We start from the raw sequence: 21,683 nt of genomic DNA, 5'->3' as shown, positions 1-21,683 counted from the left end.
AACATGGACTCGCAGATCTGGGTAGTCGCTACGTTATTAAGCAGCATCATTATCATTATTCTCACTATCGTAAAATTCAAGATCCACCCGTTCCTGGCGCTGTTGCTGGCCAGTTTTTATGTGGGGGCCCTGATGGGCATGAACCCGCTGGAAATGGTCAATGCTATTGAAGGCGGCATCGGCGGGACCTTGGGCTTCCTGGCGGCGGTGATTGGTTTAGGTACCATTCTGGGCAACATGATGGAAGTGTCCGGGGCGGCAGAACGCATTGGCATCACCTTGCAAAAGTGCCGTTGGCTGTCGGCTGACGTGATCATGGTGCTGGTGGGGCTGGTCTGCGGCATTACGCTGTTTGTTGAAGTGGGCGTGGTGTTGCTGATCCCGCTGGCGTTCTCAATTGCCAAAAAAACCAATACCTCCTTGCTGAAGTTGGCGATCCCGCTGTGTACCGCATTGATGGCTGTGCACTGTGTGGTTCCTCCGCATCCGGCGGCGCTGTTTGTCACCAACAAGCTGGGTGCCGATGTGGGCTCGGTGATTGTTTATGGCCTGATTGTCGGGCTGGCCGCCTCGCTGATCGGTGGGCCACTGTTCCTCAAGTTGGTCGGTAAGCGTCTGCCGTTCAAACCCGTACCCGCCGAGTTTTCCTCCGTGCAGGTGCGCAACGAGCAGGACTTGCCTTCGTTGGGTGCCACACTGTTTACCGTGCTATTGCCGATCATTCTGATGTTGGTGAAAACCGCAGCGGAACTCTATATGGCCAAAGACAGTGCGCTGTATACCTTCCTGGAGTTTATCGGCAACCCGATCACCGCCATGTTTATCGCCGCCTTCGTGGCCTACTACGTGCTGGGGATTCGCCGCAACATGGGCATGGGCACCTTGTTGACCAAAACGGAAAACGGCTTCTCTTCCATCGCCAACATCTTGCTGATTATCGGGGCCGGCGGTGCATTCAACGGCATATTAAAAGCCAGTGGGCTGGCAGATACGCTGGCCGTGATCCTGTCGAATATGGACATGCATCCGATCTTGCTGGCCTGGCTGGTGGCTATCTGCCTGCATGCGGCTGTGGGGTCGGCCACCGTGGCGATGATGGGGGCGACGGCGATTGTTGCTCCCGTGCTGCCGCATTACCCTGGCGTCAGCCCCGAGATCATCGCGTTGGCTATCGGCTCTGGTGCCATCGGTTGCACCATTGTCACCGACTCGCTGTTCTGGTTGGTTAAACAATACTGCGGCGCGACGCTCAGCGAGATGTTTAAGTATTATACCTCGGCCACCTTTATTGCTTCGCTGATTGCGCTGGGAACCACATTCCTGCTTTCTTATATCATCTAGACCAAAAGAGACTATTTATGAATACGTTAGACATTGAAAACCTGGTAGTGAAATTTCCTTTGGTGCAACGGCTGATGGATTTGGAAGCGGTGACCTGGTTCAACCCCAATACGACCACGCTGGCGGAAGGGCTACCCTATGTCGGGTTGACGCAAAATGATGTCGCCGAAGCCGAAGCGCGCTTGCAACGCTTTGCTCCGTATCTGTGCCTGGCATTCCCTGAAACGCAACAAACGAATGGCATTATCGAGTCTGAGGTAGTGGCGATCCCGGCTATGCAGGGCGCGCTGGAGCAGCGTTATGAGCAGGCCATCGCGGGTAAAATGTGGTTGAAAAAGGACAGCCATTTACCGATTTCTGGCTCCATCAAGGCCCGTGGCGGCATCTATGAAGTGCTGACCCACGCGGAAAAGCTGGCCATCGAGGCGGGTATGCTGACGGTAGACGACGATTACAGCATCCTGTTTAGCGACAAGTTCCGGCAGTTCTTCAGCCAGTACAGCATTGCCGTGGGCTCAACCGGCAACCTGGGGATGTCGATTGGCATCATGAGCGCCAAGCTGGGGTTCAGCGTGAGCGTGCATATGTCTGCCGATGCTCGCGCTTGGAAAAAGCGTAAACTGCGCGAGCACGGCGTTAACGTGGTGGAATACGAGCAGGATTACGGCGTGGCGGTGGCTCAGGGGCGCAAGCAGGCAGAGTCCGATCCGCGCTGTTTCTTTATCGATGATGAAAATTCGCAAACCCTGTTCCTCGGCTATGCGGTGGCCGGTGGGCGTCTGAAAAAGCAGTTTGCACAGATGAACATCCAGGTTGATCAGGACCATCCGTTATTTGTCTATTTGCCCTGTGGCGTTGGCGGCGGGCCTGGCGGAGTGGCGTTTGGCCTAAAACTGGCGTTTGGTGACCATGTGCACTGCATCTTTGCCGAGCCGACGCACTCACCTTGCATGCTGCTTGGGATCCACACCGGGCTGCACGATCACATTGCGGTGCAGGACCTGGGGATTGATAACGTCACGGCGGCGGATGGTTTGGCCGTTGGCCGGGCCTCCGGGTTCGTCGGGCGTGCCATGGAACGCCTGCTGGATGGTTTCTACACCCTGAGCGATCAGGAGATGTACGACCTGCTTGGCTTGCTCGCCGCTGTTGAGGGCATTCAGCTGGAGCCTTCTGCGTTGGCTGGCATGGCGGGGCCAGCTCGAGTTTGCGCCGACCCTCAATATCTGGACAGCCATCAGATCGATACCCAACGGATCGCTAATGCGACGCATTTGGTTTGGGCAACCGGTGGCGGTATGGTGCCTGAGGAAGAGATGGCCAAGTACCTCGCAGCCGCACGCTAGCGCTGACAAAACCACGCTTTACGGGAGGGGGGCGCTGCACATGCTGCGCCCATTTAGCGATTCCCCACCGGGCAAAACATCACAGCGTGAAGCGATCGCGAAACTGTGCCAGTGCTTCGCTACTGTCCCCGGAGGCCCAGCCTTCGAGTGCTACCACTCCTTGGTAATTAATCTCCTGCAGCGTTCTGGCAATGGCGCGATAGTTGATTTCCCCGGTCCCAGGCTGCATACGCCCAGGCACATCCGCCACCTGGATCTCGCCAATCTGTGTGCCACAGCGGCGGATCAGTTCAATCAGGTTGCCCTCACCGATTTGTGCGTGATAGAGGTCAAGGTTCATCTTAAGCGCTGGGCTATTGACCGTCTCTACCAATGCCAGTGTGTCAGCTGCGCGGGCAAAAGGCGTGCCGGGATGATCAACCGTCAGGTTCAAGTTCTCCAGGGTGAAGATACGCCCAGCCCGTTCACCGAGTTGTGCTAAACAACGAAGCGTATCGGCAGCCTTCAGCCACATGTTACCCGTCACCCTCTCAACCGGTTTTACCGGTAAGCCCTGTGGATCCAGGCCGGTACCGTGCAGGTTCAGACAGGGGCAGTTCAACCGTTCGGCTATCATCAGGGAGGCTTCTGCACTTTGCAGCAACTGCGCGATCTCTTGCTCATCGGTTAGATTGCCGCTGAGATAACCGGTCATTGAAGTGAAACGAGCTCCTGTCGCCACCAGTGCATCGATATCCTTATTGGCCCAGCTCCAGATTTCAACACCAAAGCCCAGTGCATGAATGCGCTTCACACGTTCGATAAAGGGTAAGTCCAAAAACACCATTTCTGCACAAACTGAGAGTTGATAGCTTGCCACTAGCGGTCTCCTAATTTATAGGGGGGTATCTACAATTGGTCATCAATATACATGCCTAAGTTGTTTTTTAATGTCAAAAAAAGATAATTTCAACGTGGTCATAAATTTAGGGGAAAATTAATCTGTTTACATTGTAGAGTTATTGGAGGACATTCGCTGTACTTATTTAATTAGGCCGTAATTTATGTATTCGAGAAGGCGTTTTCTAACCGTAGGTGCTGCCCTGACGGGCTTTGCCGTATTCAAACCTTCCTTATCCTGGGGAAGAATGCCAAGTGAAAGCAGCGACGCTGCCATTTTTATTAAGCTTTCAGTGCTATTAACCAACGGAAAAAAAATGAACCCGGTAATAGCACTGCGTGCCTTGAATTGTTTGCAGGAAGAGGATCCTTCCTTTCAGGAGAAAATGCAGTTGCTGGCCAATGCGCTGAGCGTTGCCAATATTCTCTCGGCCGATGAGCTGAATAATCATTTGATTATGACTGGTCCCACTGGCGACACCGCCAAGAAAATCATTTCAGCCTGGTATCTTGGTTATACAGGAACACCCGTATCGCTACGGGCGTCAGATAACACGCGTTTCGTCAGCTATACCGATGCCTTTGCCTATGCTCCAACTTTGGACGCGACAGTGATCCCCACTTATTCCCGTGGCAAGACAAACTATTGGGTGCAGCCACCTATAACCCTCAACAGCGACTAGTTCCCGTTGAAAATAGGAGCAATATCATGAGTAAACACTATGATGCCGATGTGATTGTCATTGGCTCTGGCGCATTGGGTAGTAATGCCGCAACCTTGCTGGCCCGCAGTGGCAAGGCGGTTATTATTCTTGAGGCTGGAGAGAAAATACCGCGCTGGAAGATCGTCGAAAACTTCAGAAACTCATCGAAAAAATCCAATTATAACTCCCCCTATCCCAACGAGCCTTGGGCCCATCACTCCTATGATGAACAATATATCGAGAATACCGGTTCCTTTGATTTCCGGCCCGGCATGCTGAAACTTGTGGGGGGGACAACCTGGCATTGGGCGGCCGCCTGCTGGCGCTATCTGCCTAGTGATATGAAGCTAAAAACATTGTATGGCGTGGGGCGTGATTGGCCGCTGGAATATCACGAGTTGGAGCCTTTCTACCACCAGGCCGAGGTGGCTTTGGGGGTTTGCGGCAGTGATACCGACGATCAGAGTGGGCAGGGCGGCAGCGCTTTTCCTCCGCGTTCACAGCCGTATCCGATGTTACCTGAAGGTGAAACCTACCTATTCCAGCGGCTGAAAAGCCGAATGGCTCCGGCTGGCTATCATTTCATCCATGAACCCAATGGGCGGGCTACTCGCCCGTATGATGGTCGCCCCGCCTGCAGCGGCAATAATAACTGTATGCCGGTATGCCCGATTGGAGCCATGTACAGCGGTGATCAACATGCCCAGCATGCGCAAGATGCCGGGGCGCGTTTATTGACGGATTCAACCGTGTGGAAACTGGAAAAAGGCGTTGATGACAAAATTGTCGCAGCTCATGTTCGCAGTTCTAAAGGTGTCGATACGCGGTTAACCGCAAAATACTTTATCGTTGCCGCACACGGGCTGGAAACGGCAAAACTGCTGTTAATGTCGGATATCGCCAACAGCTCCGATCAGGTGGGGCGTAATTTAATGGATCATACCGGCATGGGCTTGCAGTTTCTGGCCGATGAACCTCTCTGGCCGGGGCGAGGCGCCGTACAGCAAGGGGGAATATTCAACTCTCGCGACGGCGATTTTCGTAAAACAAGAGCGGCAATCAAGCACGCCATTGCTAACAATGTCCCCAATATGGCCGTAGCGCAACGTCTCATAGCTAAAGGCGTCATAGGTAGCGAACTGGACAAGCAGATCCGCCATCAGGCGGCACGCTGGGTCGATATCTCAACGGTGTTTGAAACCCTCCCCCAGGCAAGCAATACCGTACGCCCAAGTACCACACGCAAAGATGCATTGGGCATTCCGATGCTGACGGTGAATTACGAAGTCGATGACTATGTCAAAGCGGCAAAATCCGTGGTGGAGGCGGATTACAAAAGATTCGTCGCTCTGATGGGGGGCACCGTCATTAATGACAATACTGGCTGGCAAAACCGTGACCATTTAATGGGGACCGTCATCATGGGCGATAACCCAAAAGATTCAGTAGTAAACCACGAGTGCCGGTGCTGGGATCATAGCAACCTGTTTCTCGCGACAACTGGGGTGATCCCCGCTTCGGGAGTCGTCAATCCCACGCTGACGGGCGTCGCTCTGAGTATTCGCGCAGCTGAAATCATTGAGCGTGAGATTTGAATATGAAAATACTTTTCAGGTTTCTCGCTGTAACCGTGTTGTTTATTGGGTTTAGCCACTCTTTGGCTGTATTTGCCGCCGATAAGGCGTTGGTTGAGCGTGGGAGATATATTGCGATCGCTGCTGATTGCGGTGCCTGCCATCGTCAGGCTCTCAATAATGGCGTTCCGTTTGCTGGGGGATACGCGATCGAGTCACCGATGGGGCGTATCATTGCCAGTAATATTACCCCCTCGAAACAGTACGGCATCGGTAATTATAGCGAGCAGCAGTTTGCCAAGGCTGTGCGTGAGGGTATCGCCGCTGATGGCAAGAATCTCTACCCAGCTATGCCATACACTTCATACCGAGATATGACGACGGCGGATGTACAGGCACTTTATGCCTACTTTATGCAGGGGGTTGAACCCGCAGATATTCCGCCTTCAGCACGTACCGATCTGAGTTTCCCGTTTAATATCCGGCAGATTATGTGGGGCTGGAATCTGTTGTATCTCAGCGGCGCTTCCGCTGATAAGGCAGAGGCACATCCTGGTTCATTGGAGCGCGGTAAGTATTTGGTTGAGGTGTTGGCGCATTGCAGTGCCTGCCATACCCCACGCAATATCATGATGGCAGAGCAGAGCAGTCTTAACCTTGCTGGTAGCCCGCTGGGTGGCTGGTACGCCCCTAATATTACCCCAGATAAGAGTGGCATTGGCGATTGGAGCCAACGGGATCTGGTCACCTACCTGAAAACCGGGCATCTGGTTGGCAAGGCACAGGCGGCAGGTGCGATGGCGGAAGCCGTTCAAAACAGCTTCAGCTTGATGACGGATGATGATTTGAATGCGATCGCTTCATGGGTTAAGCAGGTGCCAGCCATTCCTACGGCGGTTGCCGACATTGGGCTTCAATCGCCACGGGTTGATATCAACAGCGTTCTCACCGGGCGGGGAACCCTGACAGACAGCTCAACAACGGACGGCGCTAAACTTTATGAAAATGCTTGCGCGAGTTGCCATGGCCATGACGGTCAGGGAACCGACGATAACTTTTATCCCGCATTAACTCGCAACCGTGCGGTTTCCGCATTGGGTCCGCAGAATTTGGTGATGGTCATCGTGGAAGGTATCCAACGTAAAACCAGTCATTCTGATATCAGCATGCCCACATTTTCTGACCAGTTAAACAACGCGCAAATTGCCTCAGTCAGTAACTATGTTCGCAGTCGTTTTGCCGGTATTGACGACAAAGTGACTGCGCAGGATGTACAGACCCTTCGTGATGGTGGGGAGCCTCCGTTTATAATGCGATACATAAACTGGCTAATGACCTTAGGGATATTGGTGATGGTAAGTTTGTTGGGCGGCTTCTGGTATTGGCGAAAAACAAGGCGTTCAGGCAGACAGCAAATTCGCTGACTCAATCAGTGTCACCCCTTCCAAAAGGAAGGGGGACGCGTCAAATGACGGAGGTAGTACAAAATTAATCACAGCGCCCATGGTTGATTTTGGTCAGGGGAAGGTTGATGTCGAATATTTTCAGATGAATATTTTTAGCCCCCATCGCTTCAGCCCTTTTGACGTGGTGTTCGGCATATGTTTCGGCAAACGCTCGGTTTTCGAAAAAGTATATCCCTCCCGCCTCGCCAGTATGCTCATTCTCAGTCCAGATCTTGGAGATGAAACCCGGCTCTTGATTGATGCTTTCGGCCAGCGATTGCGCATTTTTGGACAGGGTTGCACCAAGCTGGTCGGCTGGGAAACTAAAATCAATCTGTAAAATGACACTCATGTCGTGATCCTTTTCGTGGCGAGTGGTTGTATATGAAACAGGGGTATTCCATGGTGCGTTCTGCAAGCTGGGGTAACTGCGCGTTGAGAAACCGCCCCTTTGGTTCATTGTGACATAAAGGTTTGGCTGAAGTCGTCGACTTGCAAGCCAACCTGGTCGCTGACCCTATGGTAAAACGCCTTGGTTTTGGGCGCTTCCCCCCTGGATTGGTTGAGACCGCGATCGTCATGATATTTGACAGCAAAAATTAATAAATAGACTATGAAAGTTAACTCTGTTCAATATTTGTGAACAAATGGACAAACTTGCAGCCATGGCCACTTTTGTCAACGTGGTTGAAACCGGGAGTTTCACCCGCGCGGCTATTGCCATGGGGCTTCCCAAAGCGCGGATCTCCCAGCGTATTAGCGATCTTGAGTGCGTCAATTAATCGGGGTGTAAAGAGGTGGATGGCGTTGCCGCACATCCACCCAATAATCGAGGATCAGTGAACCTTTTTACCATCAACAATGATGTGATGCGGGCTGCGAGCCTTCGGATGGATGAAGAAATGCCCTTCCTGAGCGCTATCCGTGCTGATTGGCACCAGCGTAATATTTTTCGCTCCAGCGGCTTTATTATGCAAGGCGTAAATAATGAAGGGGATTACCAGCACCACCAGGAAGCACACGACCAGTAAACCGGCGTAGACGTCGTTAGCTTCTCCACCCGGCAGCCCCGAAGGAGGGAAGAAGGAGACGACAAAGGCTACCAGAGAGGTCAGCAACCCAATGACCGCCACTGTAATTTTAACCCCATTGCCTCCCGGTATATTAAAGGTGCGCTTGTTATTCGGCTGCTTGCGGATCAGCTGGATATACGCCAGGAATAACAGGAAATAGCTGCAAAGATAAATCACTACCGTCAGCGCCAGCGCAATCAGGAACGACATGTTATTGCCCCCCCGGTATTGGTCAGAACAATCAGTGCCACCGACGTGATGAGTAACTGGGAAATGACCAGCACCACCGGTACGCCGTTTTTGTTCATTTTGGCAAAGCGGGCAGGCAGGATCCCTTGTTGTGCCGTCACTAACATCCCGCGGGAAGGCCCGACTATCCAAGCGGCGATCTCAGCCAGCACCCCCAGAAGCAACAGCGCAGCGATGCCACGAATAGCCCATTCAAAGCCCGTCCCCAAATGATTGATCAGCACCGTGAAGGTTTGCATCACGCCCGCAGAGAGGTTGATTTGCTCATGGGGTATCACGGCGGCAATCGAGAGCCCGCCGACAGAACTCAGGCAAATTGCCGCAAACATCAACAGCAGCATGGCGAGCGGATAATCGCGGCCCGGATTTTTCATTTCATTGACGTGGGTAGCCGATGCTTCCACCCCCATATAGCTTAGGATGAAGGCCACAAACACCACTAACGTGCTCATGCTGGTGAAGTCCGGCAAGAAGGTTTCGGCATTCATTTCAATCGCAATGGGAGCACCAGAGCGCAGATAAGTGATGGCCAGGATCACCAGAATAGCGGCAGGCAGCAGAATACCGGCAAAAAAACCAATCTTGGCGATGCGAGCAGTATTTTTGGTGCCACCAAACTGAGTCAAGGCCAGGCCCCATAAAATAACCAGTGCGGCGACGGTTTTAACTATCGGATCGTTATTGAGTTCGGGCCAGTTAAGAATATAGGACAGCGCCCCTAGCACGAAGTAGAGCATCGGAATGAAGCCTATCGCGATTTGCAAATAGCCAAACGAAATAGCGGCAAACCCCCATTTCTCACCGAGGGTTTTAGAAACCCAGGTAAACACGCCGCCCTCCTGCCAACCCTCGACCGTCGCCATTTCAGCGGCACACAATCCTACCGGAATGAACCACAACAAGCCGCCAAGGATCAGGAAGAAGGTCAGTGAAAAGCCAGAGGTTGCAAACGTTGGGTATTCGTAAACCGCCATTACCATTGATGCCGTTATGGCAAAAAAGCCCAACAGCGTGAGTTGTTTTGGCGCAGCTATTATTTGAGTGGTAGCCATGGCAATTCTCCTGGGACAAGCGAAGGTGCTTGCCAGTTGATTTCTTATGGTTAACAGGAGTGGCGAGGAGCAAGCCACTCCATTAACAGGTCAGATGCGGATCAGCCGTGGTTAAAACCGGCCGCTTCATCTTCCGAAAGTGGATTAACGACCGGATGACTTTCGAAATGCTCAAGTGCTCGTTTCAGATCGTCAAGCAACAGACTACCCAGGTCAAAACTCACCCCGTGGCGCACTAAAATACGCTGGATCACCAGATCTTCGCGATTGGCTGGCATGGAGTACGCAGGTACCTGCCAGCCGCGCGAGCGTAATTTATCGGCGAGGTCATACAGCGTGTAGCCACCGATATTGGCGCCTTCTTTCAGTTTCCAGGCCAGCGCCGGGATGCCTTTACCACTGTCGCCATCAAACAGGATTTCAAACGGACCGAGCTTACCGATCTCGTCGGCAAGATACTGGGCCGTGGCATAGCAAGCGTTATGGACTTTGGCGTAGCCTTCGCGACCAAGGCGTAAGAAGTTGTAGTACTGGGCGATGATCTGCCCACCAGGGCGTGAGAAGTTGAGCGCAAAGGTAGGCATATTGCCGCCAAGATAGTTGACGTTGAAAATAAGCTCTTCTGGCAAGTCTGCCGCTTCACGCCATACCACCCAGCCCGCCCCCAGAGGGGCCAGCCCAAACTTGTGGCCTGAGGTATTGATGGATTTTACGCGGGGCAGGCGGAAATCCCATTCCAGATCAGGGGCACAGAATGGGGCGAGAAAGCCGCCGCTGGCACCGTCGACATGGATGGGAATGTCCAGGCCGGTCTGCTGCTGGAGTTTATCGAGCGCGTCGCTGACCGCTTTTACCGGCTCGTACTGGCAGGTAAAGGTCACTCCGAGGGTGGGTACTACACCGATGGTATTTTCATCGACTCGTTTCAGTACCTCTTCGGGGTTCATGATCAGGCGATCGCCTTCCAGAGGGATTTCTCGCAACTCTACATCGAAATAACGCGCGAATTTGTGCCAGCAAATTTGCACCGGCCCGCAGATCATATTGGGTTTATCGGTTGATAGACCCTGTGCGGCACGTTTTTTGCGCCATTGCCATTTCAACGCCAACCCACCCAACATAGCGGCTTCTGACGAGCCAATGGTGGAGCAGCCCAGCGTGGTGCCCGGCGACGGCGATTTCCACAGGTCGGCCAACATGCGCACGCAGCGGGCCTCAATTTCGGCCGTTTGTGGATACTCGTCTTTATCAATCATATTTTTGTCGATGGACAGATCCATCAGGTCGCGAATTTCTTCATCAACCCAGGTCTGACAGAATGTCGCCAGGTTTTGCCGTGAGTTACCATCTAACATTAATTCATCGCGGATGGCACTAAATACGTGGCGAGGATTTCGCTCTGCGTCTGGAAACCCAGATTTCGGTAGTGAAATGGCTAAGTCGATCGAAGAATAAACATCATCATTAACATTGCTGTTATTTTTCTGGTTGCTGTTACTCATAAAAACCCTCTTGATTTCTATATGTCAATATACTCGGCAGGACCATGTAAAACCGCCCCCTGTGCTCTACTAACGCCATCAAGTCTTGGCGTTAATTCTAGAACATTTTCTGGAAAAGATAGGAAATCAACTTAAATATAGATAATTACCAGTAAAATCAGTTAGAAGGAGGCTTTGCTTTTTGGGCGTTTTGCCAGTATTTTTTAAGCAAGGGGGTGGTGATTCATAGAGCTAGTTGCACTAGGATTTTTATGACAGTAATTTAATCATTGTTACGGCATGGTTATAATAACATTAAATCTGTTAATGAGACTTTTCTCTTTATTGATAAGGTAATTCCCATATTATCCACTGCAATCTAATGGTTTATTAATGAGGGCATAAAATTATTGAAAAATAAAGCATTGTGAGGATTACGTTCTACAATTACTCTAAACAAAATCTGCAGTTACCCGCGAAGTCGGTTTGATTTGATAAGGAGTGATGAGTTATGCAGCAAAAAACCATGTTTCTGCCTGCCTACGAACATTCTGAGGCATGCCTATGCCACAGCCCGGCATTTATACGCATTAATACGGTGCTAACCCGCCAGGCGGCGAAAGCGCCGCCGATAACGACAGCCACGGTCGCAGCAGCAATACCCGCAGTGCAATCCACACATTCCAATACAACCGCCAGCGCTACGCAGCTAAAAGTGTTTATCAACGTACGAATTTTTGACGGGGTTTCTGACCAACTGCGCGAGGGGATGCAGGTTATCGTTGAAGGCAACAAAATCAAATCGATTGAACCCGCTGATACGGCTCCGCCTGCGGAAGCAATAGTTATAGACGGCAACGGTGGCGTGCTGATGCCCGGCCTGATTGATGCGCACTGGCATGCCATCATGGCTCGCCCTTCCATGATGACGGCGATGACGGCCGATTTTAACTATATCCAAGCGCTGGCGATTGCCGAAGCTCAGGCAACGCTGCTGCGTGGGTTCACCACGGTCCGCGATATGGGCGGGCCTGTGTTTGGTCTGAAGCGCGCGATTGATGAGCAGATTACGGTTGGCCCGCGCATTTACCCGTCCGGGGCGTTCATTTCCCAGACCGGCGGCCACGGTGATTTTCGCATGCTCAGCGAAGTCCCTCGCGCCCCCGCGGACTCTCTGAGCTATATCGAGAGGGTGGGGATAACCGCCATTGCCGATGGTGCCGATCAGGTGTTGTTACGCGCCAGGGAACAGCTGATGAGGGGAGCATCCCAGATCAAATTTATGGCCGGTGGCGGAGTAGCCTCGCTCTATGACGGCATCGACGTGACGGAAGGCTCCGTGCCCGAAATCCAGGCGGCGGTGACCGCTGCGGAAAATTGGGGTACCTACGTGACCGTTCACGCCTACACGGCCCGTGCAGTTACCATGGCAATCAAAGGCGGCGTGAAATGTATCGAACACGGCCAGTTGGTGGATGAACAGACCGTGGAGCTCATGGCGCAACAGAATCTGTGGTGGTGCCTGCAACCTTTCCTGGACGATGAAGATGCCGTACCTATGGCGAATCCGGCCTCACGCGCCAAGCAACTGGTGATGTCCGCTGGAACCGATAACGCCTACCAACTAGCGAAAAAGCACCACATAAAAACTGCCTGGGGTACCGATACACTCTTCGACGCCCAGCTTGCCACACGTCAAGGGGCACAGCTCGCCAAGCTGATCCGCTGGTATACGCCTCTCGAAATTCTTAAAATGGCAACCAGCGTTAATGCTGAACTCTGCGCGCTTTCCGGTCCACGGAACCCTTATCCCGAGAGGCTGGGTGTGATAGAAGCAGGGGCTTTGGCTGATATGATTATCGTCGATGGCAATCCGCTCACGGATATTCAACTGCTCGCCCAGCCTGAGGAAGCATTTCAGATGATCATGAAAAATGGGCAAATTTATAAAAATACGCTGGAAAACAGCGCGGTTTAGTACAGCGCCGCAATGCGGTTTTGGGAGATAAAATGGCAAGCGCACACTCTTTTCGTCAGCGCCGGGAGCCTTTGTTTTTTCGTTCAGGCCATATGCGCTATGGAGCGTTGGCCTTATTGCTGGTCAGTACCTTTAGCCTCATCGGGTGTCGTGACTTTGGTGCGCCAGCATTTTCCTTGCTCGGCTCTTATTTCCCTGCCTGGTTAGCCTGTGCAGGGATTGGCCTTATGGTGGCGGTAGGGGCTCGCATTCTGCTGATTTTTGCAGGAATTGACGAAGTCCTGCCGTGGCGACTCTTCGTCTATACCTGCCTGGCGCTCGCCGTAGCATTTATGTCATTGCTTTTATTCTAAGTGCGCTAAAAATGAACAGGTTAAAACAACAGGGCAATAAACGTCGGATAGCGATCGTCATCGGGGTGGTTATCGTTATTGCTGCCGCTATTTCAGGGTGGTTGACGCTGCGTCAAAATTCGTTAAATCCCACGTCGCAAGATACGGTCATCGGTGCCAGCGTGGTGAACGTCAGCAGCTCCGTTCCTGGGCGTATCCAGTCAATTAACGTAACAGAAAACGGCAAGGTCCAACGGGGTGAGGTGATGTTCACTCTCGATCCGACGATTTACCGTTTGCGGGTCGAGCAGGCGCGGGCGGAACTGCAGATGGCGCAAGCTGCCTGGGATACACAGCACCGCACGATGATCGCAGAACAATCTAACGCGGCGATCACCGATGAGCAAGTTAACCGGGCGAGGGCCAACCTTAAGCTGGCAACTCAAACGCTGGCACGCATTCAGCCGCTGCTGGGCAAGGGCTATGTCACTGCCCAGCAGGTTGATGATGCCCAGACCGCCAAACACGATGCGGAAATCAGCCTGAAACAGGCGCTGAAGCAAACCGTCGCTTCACAGGCATTAATCAGCAGCGCTGCGGAGTCTGAGGCCTTGCTCAGTGCTCGCCGCGCCGCATTGGCCATTGCCGAACAAGAGCTGGAAAATACCCAGATACGAGCGCCGCACAATGGCCTGGTGGTGGGGCTTAATGTTTCGGCGGGGGAATTTGTGATGCCGGACCAGGCGGTATTTACGCTGATTAATAGCGACCACTGGCACGCCTCTGCATACTTTCGCGAAACAGAGCTGGCGCACATCAAACCGGGGGATTGCGCCACGGTCTATGTCATGGCCGATCGCCAGCGTGCGATTCAGGGCAGAGTGGAGGGCATTGGCTGGGGGATCAGCTCCGAGGAGCAGTTTAACATTCCACGAAATCTGCCTTATGTCCCGAAATCGCTGAACTGGGTGCGGGTCGAACAGCGTTTCCCGGTGCGGATCAACCTTAAAGATCCGCCGGCTGAGTTGATGCGCATTGGTGCCAGCGCGGTGGCAATAGTACGAGACGACCATGGTTGCTGACAGCCCTTGGGGCAGAATGCTGCGCCAGGTGAAGCGCGATTTGGCCTATTTCCCTGGCCGATTGGCGATGGCCTGGCGGGTAGGTGCGCTTTGTGCGCTGATGACGTTGGTTGCCATGCTGTACGGTATCCCCGAATCAGCGATTAGCTGCTATCTGATTTTGTTCGTGATGAAACCAGACGCCGCCGAAAGTATGGCGATGGCCATTGCGGTGACCCTGCTCGTTTCCATAGTGGTGGGGCTGATCTTGCTGATCCTGCCTTATACCCTGGAATCTGCGCCTTTACGCATGGCGGTGCTGGTCCTTAGCTCGTTTGCCTTTCTCTGGCTAGGCTCGGCGAGCAAACTCGGGCCCGTGGGCAGCATTATTGCGCTGGTGATCGCTTTTATCATGTCGCTGCTTGGCGATGCGCCGAATGGAGAGTTGGCGGTACGCGCGGTGCTGTATGCCTGGCTGATGGCCGCATCACCGATGCTGCTATTAGTGGCATTTAATCTTTTCATCGGGCGGCCACCCTGGAAACTGTTACGCGCAAGTCTGGCAGAGCGCTTAGAGGTTGCCGGTGCGGCATTACGCCACCCGGATGCCCCCAGCCTGCGTAAAGTGGAGGAGCTGCTGCGGGAAGGGCAGAGCGAACATCAACAGCGGGCTATGCTCGTGCGCATTTTCCATCTGCGGCCTGCCGCAGAGGCCGCCTGGCTAACCGCCGCTGTCAACAGCAGCTATCGGTTACTGTTGGCAATTTCAGCCCTCAATAAAACCGTACCGGCGTTAACTCGCCCTGAACTGGCAGACTGGTGCAGTTCTGCCGCCGAGGCCATTACCACAGGCCAGGTGGTTGAACTCCCTGCGTTTAATCAGAGTGGGAAAAATGACGAAGTCACCCACGCGCTGGTGCAACTTGCAACGCCAGATAACGCGGTAGACACCAGTGCGCCAAAAGCCTCGTTTTTAGCCGCAGACGCCTTTACCAATCCCGTCCATCAGCAATTTGCCTTAAAGACCACGGCGGCCAGCGTGATCTGTTATCTCGTCTATACCGCACTGGACTGGCAAGATATTCATACCGCCATGATCACCTGTTATGTCGCTGCGCTCGGCACGGCGGGGGAGACGGTACACAAGCTGACGCTGCGCATCGTTGGCTGCCTGATAGGCGCATTGATGGGCGTGCTTTCGCTGATTTTTATTGTTCCGTCGCTGAGTGATATCGGCCAGTTAATGGCGCTGGTGTTCGGTGCGCTGCTGCTCAGTGCCTGGGTATCGAGTGGCAATGAGCGGATTGCCTATGCGGGAATACAAATCGGACTGGCATTTTTACTGACCGTGTTACATGGCTTTGGGCCGAGTACGGATTTGGGCGTCGCGCTCGACAGGGTGCTGGGGATCTTGCTGGGGAATCTGGTGGTGTATTTATTATTCACCTATGTTTGGCCCGTCGCCATTGCTGATTTTGTCCGCACTCGCATCCGCAGCCTGGTCACGGGGTTAAGCAATCTGGCCGCATTGGCACCAACAGAACGCCCGGCAGCGATAAGACAGGCGGCAGAGGTTGAAGAAGAACTGACTACGGCACGGGAGGCGCTAAGGCTGGTTCCTTTTGAACCAAGATCGCTACGCCCTTCTCCCGAAGAATACCGGCGTCTGCAAGCTATCCTTGGCGAAATGGAAAACCTCTGTCCGGCGCTGTTTTTGCCCTTTGATAAGTCCTCCTCCGATGTGGAACGGCTCAGCCGACTTTCCTCGAGTGGTGGAGTGATTAATCCCTCAGTACCAACAGGCAGCAATAACGGTTTGCCACCCGCCGTTGAACTTGAGATCCAACAAAGCATCAGGCGACTTGAGGAACTTCTCGGATGAAGCCGCGCACTCAGACTTTCAAAATACGAACTTTCAGCACGGCAGTGGGGCTGTGTCTGTTAGCAGGCTGTGCCACGGACCAATTGGCGTTGGCCCCGGCTAGCCCTTCCTCTCCCTGGGCGCCTGACGGCATCAGCAGTCATGAATTTGCTGTTCCGGCCAACCCGGCGGTAGCGGAACTCACTGCACCACCTGCGATCAACCAGGAACAGGTTTACCAGTTACCCGAGCTTATCGACATCGCCCAGATGCAAAACCCGGATACCCGCATCGCCTGGCAGCAGGCGCGGCAGGCTGCGCTGGGCGTAGGTATGGCTGAGGCGACATTTTTGCCGATGATTTCAGCCAGCGTGATCGGCGGCTATCAAAGAACGCGCACGCCGTTGCCTTATGACATTGGCGGCCAACACGATCTGGATACCACCGGCAGCGCGGTTGTACCGGCACTGGCATTGCAGTGGTTAATCTTCGATTTTGGTCAGCGTAGCGCTTTGCAACAGGCGGCCAAGCACACCTCCTATGCCGCCAACGTCGCCTTTAACGGCATGCATCAAAAGATTATTTACGATGTTACGCGCAGCTATTACCAATACGGTGCGGCCCAGTCACGCCGCAAAATAGCGCAGGAGACGCTGCGCAATAGCCAGAAAATCCTCGATGCTGCCTTGGCGCGAAACAAAAATGGTGTCGCGACAACGGTGGAAGTCGCGCAGGCACGCCAGCAGGTCGCGCAGTCGGAACTGAATCGCGTTGTGGCACAGGGAACGGAACGTGACGCATGGCAGGCCTTACTGGCAGCCATGGGCATTTCTGCCTCATCGCAAATCAAAGTAGGCTATGCCGAGGATAAACCCTTGCCGCAGACGGCCAGTGCGCCAACCCAGCAGATGATTAAACTGGCGCTCTCCCAGCGGCCAGACGTATTGGCAACTTATGCTGCTGCTCAGGCCGCAACCGCAGGCATCAAGGCGGCAGAGGCGGACTTCTTGCCTAAGGTCTATCTCGCCAGCGCGGTCGCGGGTGGCGATGGGCGCTTTGATATGCAGGGATTGCCGCCTATTGGTCAGCAAACGTCCTCCTCTAGCATTCTCTTGGGCGTTACCGTACCGCTTTACGATGGTGGAATACGAGCTGCCCGTGTGAAAGAGGCCGAATCACGTGCTGCCGTGGCAAACGAGACTTTCCAAAAGACGCAGGAGGCTGCGGTTCGAGAGATTATCGTGGCTGCCGATACGTTACAATCTGCGCTAGAAGCCAACCAGGCAGCATTGAACCTGGTAAAAACCGCGTTTATTACCTACGACGCCGCGCTGGAGTCTTATCGCAACGGCGTAGGGACCATCACCGTGGCTAACGAAGCAGCCAATGGTCTGCTCTATGCGCAACAGATGAGTACCGATGCTCACGCTGCGGCACTGATCGCGGCGGCTAATTTAGCCTTTGTGATGGGCAAAATGACCCACGTGGACCCAGAGTAATTCAAGGGTGGTAAGCCGACAGCTATCGACATAAGGAAGAAAATCATGACATCTCCATTCTCGGCACTGATCATCGGTGCGTCACGCGGAATAGGTTTAGGCATTGTCAGGCAGCTATCCATGCAGGGTTGGCAGGTAGTTGCAACCTGTCGCGGCGCGGTGCCAGCCGATAGCCCGGCTGATACGCAATGGCTGAAGTTAGATATCAATCATCAGGATGAAAGGATTGCCCTGAAAGAGCGGCTGTCGCCGCAACAATTCGATCTTATCTTTATCAACGCAGGTGTTTACGGGCCAGCCCATCAGGACGTTGCCCAGGCGAATGACGATGAGATCGTTCAACTGTTTATGACCAATACCTTTTCCCCGGTTCGCTGTGCGGCAGCGTTAATACCGCTGGTGAAACCGCACACCGGCGTGATGGCGTTGATGACATCGGAGCTGGGCAGTTTAAATGAGAACGACGCGGCGACCTATCCGCTGTACGCCGCCAGCAAAGCGGCTCTGAATATGTTAACGCGTGGGTTGCGTGATACCGCCGCACGGCGGGAGTTGACTTTGCTGTCGGTGCATCCAGGCTGGGTACAAACGGATATGGGCGGAACGAATGCCACGCTGACTGTCGAACAAAGCTGCTCTGGCATTGTGAGCCAGGTGCTGGCCTGGCGAGGCAAAGGAGGGCATCACTTTATTGACTATGCAGGCAACGTGCTACGTTGGTAAAACGCGGTTTTGTAGGGGCGCTGCTGCGCCCATTTAACTCCTGTTCCAATCTTCCCCTCCTCGGCCTGTACAGGGATTAAGGGAGGGGAATAACGCTATCCTTACTTACTTCAACTCAGGCCAGTAGTCCTTGTTCGCCTCAATCAAGTCATCAAGTATCGCTTTGGCAACTGATGCGCTGGGTACGGTTTTTGACAGCGTAATGGCTTGCCACAGTTTCTGATAAGAACGCTGTTCCCAGGCATCGACCACCAGTTTTTCTACCGCCACCTGCTGGCTCATCAGCCCTTTCTGGAATTGCGGGATATTGCCAACCACCAGCGGTTGCGGGCCACTTTTGCCAACCAGACAGGGGATCTCGACCATGGCTTCCGGATCGAAGTTATTAATAGCGCCGTTGTTTGGCACAATCAACAGCATGCGCTCCTGGGTGTTGAAGGCGATGGCGGTTGCCAGATCGACGATGTAGGAGGCATGCTCGTCGATTTCCAACTCGCCTGCCGAGGATTTACCCGCCTGGATAATGGCATTGCAGGAGCCGAAAACGTGCTTCTCGCGGTGATCCATGACTTCGTTAGCGCGGGTACGCTCCGGGTTGGAATGCTCTACTACGTAGTCCGGGAACAGATAGTATTTCAGGTAGGTATTTGGGAAGGTTTCTGGATCCAACGCCCAGACATCTTTCGCTTTGGCAAAGGTGTCATTCCAGCTAGCCTCCGTACCATGTTCATCTGAGGGTGGAACGTAGCCAAATTTAGCCACGTATTCGCGGATTTTAGGCATCAAGTCGTTGCCCTGTAGATCCTCAATAGACGTCCACCAGCCGAAGTGGTTAAGCCCGTAGTAACGCACGCGCATCTCTTTGCGGTCTTTCAGGCCAGCAATTTGCGCCATGCGGCTTTCAATGCCGATTGGCATATCGCAGATGTTGAGGATTTTTGCCGTTGGACGTAAACGACGGGTTGCTTCTGCCACAATCGCCGCCGGGTTGGAATAGTTCAGCATCCAGGCGTTTGGTGAGTATTGCTCCATGTAGTCGGCAATTTCCAGCACGCCGCCGATGGAGCGCATGCCGTAAGCAATTCCACCTGGCCCGCAGGTTTCCTGGCCAAGCACGCCGTGGCGCAGAGGGATTTTTTCGTCTTTTTCACGCATCGGGTATTTGCCCACGCGGATGTGCGCCATCACGAAATCCACATCGGTAAATGCCACTTTGGGGTCGGTGGTGTAGCTGAATTCGATGTCTGGTGCCTGCTCTTTCAGGATAATTTTGCACGCTTCGGCAATGGTTTCCTGGCGCGCACCATCGTTATCATAGAATTTCAAGGCGCGCAGCGGGAAACGATGCTGGTTTGCCAGTAACATCAGTACGATACCAGGAGTGAAGGTGCTACCACCGCCAGCTACAACTACAGAGAATTTATTCATGATACTGCCTCCGTCATGGATTTAAGTTCGCTCGAAGAAGCGTCTTTCATCAGGTTTTCGATCTGGTCGCGGACCTGCGGGACGTTCAGCCCCACAATTACCTGTATACCGTTGCCGCGTCGCACCACACCGTGGGCGCCCAGCGCTTTAAAAATGTCGTCGCTTTGCGTCAGCGACATATCCACCAGGACAATACGCAGGCGGGTCGCACAGTTGTTAACGCTCAGGATGTTGTTGGTTCCGCCAAGTGCTTCGAGAAAACCGGCAGCCTGGCCTTGTTTGGTTTCTTTCGCGGCCGCTGCCGTAGTTTGCTGGCGGGATGCTTGATAGTCCGCCTTGCTGTAGAGCTTGATTTCAGCCTCTTCGCGGCCCGGCGTTTTCAGATTGAAACGTAGAATCAAGGTGCGGAACACCAGGAAGTAGATAGCGGTAAAGGCAAGTCCAATGCCAATCTGAATAAACATCATTGATGCGTGGTTGTGGAACATCGGGATCCAGTTTTGCGGCAGGAACTGGTCAAGCAGACCTCCGCCCATGTTGCCCACCACGCCGCACATATACATGACCGTCGCCATGGTAGCGGCCAGAAATGCGTGGACGACAAACAGTACCGGCGAGATAAACAGGAAGGTAAACTCCAGTGGTTCGGTAATGCCGACCAGCATCGCCGTTAACGTGGCGGGGATCAGCAGGCCTGCCACCTTCACTCGATTTTCAGGTGCCGTGGTGGCGTAGAGAGCCAGCGCAATCCCCAGACAGCCAAACACCTTCGAGTTACCGTGCAGCGCAAAGCCACCTTCTGGGAACAGCGTTTTCAGCGGCAGCGTACTCTGACTGAACTCCTGCAAATGCTGCGCCCAGTAAACCTGAATACCGCCTTCCACGACTGCCGGACCATAGATAAATGGGCCGTAGATAAAGTGATGTAGCCCCGTCGGGATCAGGATGCGTTCAAGGAAGGTGTAAACCCACACGCCGAGCGAGCCCGCGCTGCGCAGGAATTCCTGCAGTGATTCAATCCCCATCTGTACTTTTGGCCAGCCGAACAGAGTAAGCCACGCGCAGGGGATCATGACGAAGAAGGCAACAATGACGACGAAAGAGCTGCCCTGGAAAATACCGAGGAAAACGGGAAGTTGCTTTTCGAAATAGCGGTTGTGGATAGCGGTGACCAATCCGGAAATCACAATCGCACCGATAATACTGGTATCGAGCGTTTTGATGCCGGCAATCATAGTGAGCCCGGTTCCCGCCACCGGGTCGACGTTAAAATCAACGCCAAAGTACTGGCCCCAGGTCATTCCCATTGCGTTAATGAAGTAGTTCCAGGTCATGAAACTGACTAGCACGGCCAGGCAGGCGCGGCCCTGAGCCTGTTTTGCCAGGCCAATCGGTAAACCCACGGCGAAAATCAGTGGCATATTACGAAATACCGTCCAGCCGCCTTCTTCAATAATGTGGACGATTTGCGCAAATAAGTTATCGGGTGCAGTGAGCGCTTCGCCGACAAACATCGGGTTACGCAGCATAATGGCGATACCGACCACAATCCCGGCAAACGGGAATAGCAGGACCGGGGTAAACATTGCGCCACCAAAACGTTGTATTTGACTGAGCATTTTAAATCCTCATGTAACAACCTGTAGGGGAAATGACC

General features: G+C 53.4%; 16 protein-coding genes and 2 pseudogenes. 12 read left to right on the top strand and 6 right to left on the bottom strand.

Annotated features, from left to right (window positions below; all coding sequences use genetic code 11):
• Window positions 1-3 precede the first annotated feature (3 nt).
• A complete protein-coding gene (gene dsdX, locus N6G83_RS24785; protein WP_024485917.1) occupies window positions 4-1,341 on the top strand; it encodes a D-serine transporter DsdX in 1,338 nt (445 codons plus the stop codon).
• Between the two features lie 17 nt (window positions 1,342-1,358).
• Window positions 1,359-2,687, top strand: coding sequence for a D-serine ammonia-lyase (locus N6G83_RS24780; protein ID WP_074028256.1), 1,329 nt, complete (start codon window positions 1,359-1,361; stop codon window positions 2,685-2,687).
• Between the two features lie 79 nt (window positions 2,688-2,766).
• On the opposite strand, the gene N6G83_RS24775 is transcribed toward N6G83_RS24780, so the two are convergent.
• Complete coding sequence (locus tag N6G83_RS24775) at window positions 2,767-3,546, bottom strand: TIM barrel protein (RefSeq protein WP_024528084.1); 780 nt, start codon at window positions 3,544-3,546, stop codon at window positions 2,767-2,769.
• Between the two features lie 184 nt (window positions 3,547-3,730).
• Here N6G83_RS24775 and N6G83_RS24770 point away from each other — a divergent pair, with 184 nt between their 5' ends.
• The 3 genes from N6G83_RS24770 to N6G83_RS24760 are packed head-to-tail and all read left to right on the top strand — an operon-like array spanning window position 3,731 to window position 7,268.
• Window positions 3,731-4,249, top strand: coding sequence for a sugar dehydrogenase complex small subunit (locus N6G83_RS24770; protein WP_037434566.1), 519 nt, complete (start codon window positions 3,731-3,733; stop codon window positions 4,247-4,249).
• A 26-nt stretch (window positions 4,250-4,275) separates the two neighbouring features.
• Window positions 4,276-5,865: a GMC family oxidoreductase gene (locus N6G83_RS24765; protein WP_024528086.1), complete on the top strand. Its 1,590-nt coding sequence runs from the start codon at window positions 4,276-4,278 to the stop codon at window positions 5,863-5,865.
• A 2-nt stretch (window positions 5,866-5,867) separates the two neighbouring features.
• Window positions 5,868-7,268, top strand: coding sequence for a cytochrome c (locus tag N6G83_RS24760; RefSeq protein ID WP_211135881.1), 1,401 nt, complete (start codon window positions 5,868-5,870; stop codon window positions 7,266-7,268).
• Between the two features lie 64 nt (window positions 7,269-7,332).
• On the opposite strand, the gene N6G83_RS24755 is transcribed toward N6G83_RS24760, so the two are convergent.
• Window positions 7,333-7,641: a monooxygenase gene (locus N6G83_RS24755; RefSeq protein ID WP_199063541.1), complete on the bottom strand. Its 309-nt coding sequence runs from the start codon at window positions 7,639-7,641 to the stop codon at window positions 7,333-7,335.
• 295 nt (window positions 7,642-7,936) lie between these two features.
• Between N6G83_RS24755 and N6G83_RS24750 the strand changes: the two are divergent.
• Window positions 7,937-8,059 (top strand): annotated as a pseudogene (locus tag N6G83_RS24750) (LysR family transcriptional regulator); the annotation flags it as partial.
• Between the two features lie 66 nt (window positions 8,060-8,125).
• On the opposite strand, the pseudogene gadC reads toward N6G83_RS24750, so the two are convergent.
• Together gadC and N6G83_RS24740 are read right to left on the bottom strand one after the other, a co-directional pair.
• A pseudogene (gene gadC / locus N6G83_RS24745) lies at window positions 8,126-9,663 on the bottom strand (glutamate:gamma-aminobutyrate antiporter).
• Window positions 9,664-9,764: 101 nt separating this feature from the next.
• Complete coding sequence (locus N6G83_RS24740) at window positions 9,765-11,165, bottom strand: glutamate decarboxylase (RefSeq protein ID WP_074028267.1); 1,401 nt, start codon at window positions 11,163-11,165, stop codon at window positions 9,765-9,767.
• Between the two features lie 490 nt (window positions 11,166-11,655).
• Here N6G83_RS24740 and N6G83_RS24735 point away from each other — a divergent pair, with 490 nt between their 5' ends.
• The 6 genes from N6G83_RS24735 to N6G83_RS24710 all read left to right on the top strand — a co-directional run bounded on the left by N6G83_RS24735 (window position 11,656) and on the right by N6G83_RS24710 (window position 18,598).
• Entirely contained in the window at window positions 11,656-13,122 is a 1,467-nt protein-coding gene (locus tag N6G83_RS24735; protein ID WP_211135594.1) for a metal-dependent hydrolase family protein, read from the top strand.
• A 92-nt stretch (window positions 13,123-13,214) separates the two neighbouring features.
• A complete protein-coding gene (locus N6G83_RS24730; RefSeq protein ID WP_037434581.1) occupies window positions 13,215-13,475 on the top strand; it encodes a YtcA family lipoprotein in 261 nt (86 codons plus the stop codon).
• An 11-nt stretch (window positions 13,476-13,486) separates the two neighbouring features.
• A complete protein-coding gene (gene mdtN, locus N6G83_RS24725) occupies window positions 13,487-14,536 on the top strand; it encodes a multidrug transporter subunit MdtN (protein WP_211135595.1) in 1,050 nt (349 codons plus the stop codon).
• Window positions 14,526-16,397, top strand: coding sequence for an FUSC family protein (locus N6G83_RS24720; protein WP_248006617.1), 1,872 nt, complete (start codon window positions 14,526-14,528; stop codon window positions 16,395-16,397). The genes mdtN and N6G83_RS24720 overlap by 11 nt, the downstream gene beginning before the upstream one ends.
• Complete coding sequence (locus N6G83_RS24715) at window positions 16,394-17,875, top strand: TolC family protein (RefSeq protein WP_074028275.1); 1,482 nt, start codon at window positions 16,394-16,396, stop codon at window positions 17,873-17,875. Before N6G83_RS24720 ends, N6G83_RS24715 begins: the two co-directional genes overlap by 4 nt.
• Before the next feature lie 45 nt (window positions 17,876-17,920).
• The gene (locus N6G83_RS24710; RefSeq protein WP_024528096.1) at window positions 17,921-18,598 is read left to right on the top strand and encodes an SDR family oxidoreductase; all 678 of its coding nucleotides are present in this window, start codon (window positions 17,921-17,923) and stop codon (window positions 18,596-18,598) included.
• Window positions 18,599-18,703: 105 nt separating this feature from the next.
• Here the strand turns inward: N6G83_RS24710 and N6G83_RS24705 are convergent, their stop codons facing one another.
• Both N6G83_RS24705 and N6G83_RS24700 read right to left on the bottom strand, forming a co-directional pair.
• Window positions 18,704-20,026, bottom strand: a complete 1,323-nt coding sequence (locus N6G83_RS24705; RefSeq protein WP_024528097.1) for a 6-phospho-alpha-glucosidase — start codon at window positions 20,024-20,026, stop codon at window positions 18,704-18,706.
• Window positions 20,023-21,645, bottom strand: coding sequence for an alpha-glucoside-specific PTS transporter subunit IIBC (locus N6G83_RS24700; protein WP_074028277.1), 1,623 nt, complete (start codon window positions 21,643-21,645; stop codon window positions 20,023-20,025). Before N6G83_RS24700 ends, N6G83_RS24705 begins: the two co-directional genes overlap by 4 nt.
• Window positions 21,646-21,683 lie beyond the last annotated feature (38 nt).

This window comes from Serratia sp. PL7 (genome assembly GCF_945957435.1).
This window is presented reverse-complemented; position numbering and strand designations above follow the sequence as displayed.